The organism is Limimaricola cinnabarinus (assembly GCF_002723615.1).
Classification (GTDB): Bacteria; Pseudomonadota; Alphaproteobacteria; order Rhodobacterales; family Rhodobacteraceae; genus Limimaricola; species Limimaricola cinnabarinus_B.
This window is the reverse complement of record NZ_KZ304989.1, coordinates 12840-14008: the sequence shown is the minus strand read 5'-3', so window position 1 is coordinate 14008 and position 1169 is coordinate 12840. Positions and strand designations below refer to the sequence as shown.

Below are 1169 nucleotides of genomic sequence, written 5' to 3'. Positions count from 1 at the left end.
CTCCAGCCCCGCCGCCCCGCGCGGGGCGTGGGCCGAGAGCCCCAGCTCGGACGCGGCGGACAGGCGCGCGGCCTCGGCCAGCGCGGCCAGCGCGGCGGCCATCAGCCGCCCCTCGCGCCCGGCGGGATCGAGACCGAGCCGCATCAGCGCCGTGCCGAAACCGGCCAGCCCGAGCGCGCCGGGCCGGTCCTCGACCGCCAGCGCCAGCACCCAGACCCGCACCGCCCGGATCAGCGCCCCGGCCGCCACTTCGCCATTCACGACGAAGCGCCCAAGATCGAGCACGACGCGCGGCGCAGCCGGAGCGGCGGCAAACCGCAGCTCGAGCGGCGCACCGTCGCGCATGGCTTGGGCGAGCCGCGACAGCTCATCGGGCGTGGCGGCCCCGGCCTCGACCACGAGCGGCAGCGCCTCATCCGGTGTCGCCGCGCCGCCGGACCACATGCCGGGGGCCGCGACGGCGATCCGCTCCGCGAGCATGTGGCGCATCTCGTCGGTCCAGGCCCGCGCGCTGGCCTCTTCGCCGAGAAAGCCGCGCGCCTCGGCGCGGGCGCGCAGCGCATCGGTGAGCCGTTCGGCGGCACGGCGCAGATCGAGCGGGGCCGCGCCGGGCGCGGCCTGCGCGGCGAGACCGCGCGCGGCGCGGCTCGGCCAGTCGTGCGGCACATGGCCGCCGCGCCCGTCGCCCAGCGTCACGCGCCGCATGGCCAGGCCGGCCAGCGGGTCGCGCCCGGCGATGGTGTAGCCCCGTTCGATCTGCATGGCCTGTTCCCGTGTCATCGCGCCCCGGGGGACCCCCCGGTCGCGCGACCCTGTGCAGCCCGGCGGGCAGGGTCAACGCGCGGCGCGAGGGGCGCGCGACGAATCCCGCAGGCCCGCCCGGCGGGGCGGATTCCGCCCACCGCAATTCGCGCCTTGCCCACAGGGTTTTCCACAGGCCCGGCGCAGCGGAAAAGCCGCGCGCTCATGCGGCTTCAAAAGGCGATCGGCGCAAGGTCGGGCGTCGGTCGCGGCTTGCAGGAGGCGCGCATCCGGTTTGTCCACAGGGGGTGCACAGGCACGGCCCGACTTGTCCACGAAAGGGCGTGTCGGCAGGGCAACAGGCCCTTTCCAGGGCGGAACGGGCGGTGATGGGGGCTGCGCGCTGCGCCAGCGCGGCCAAAGCGAAT

Annotated in this window: 1 protein-coding gene; it reads right to left on the bottom strand. The window is 76.8% G+C overall.

Annotated features, from left to right (window positions below):
* Positions 1-762: hypothetical protein (locus CJ301_RS17615; protein ID WP_216823333.1), on the bottom strand; the 762-nt coding region annotated here is incomplete at its 3' end.
* Positions 763-1169 lie beyond the last annotated feature (407 nt).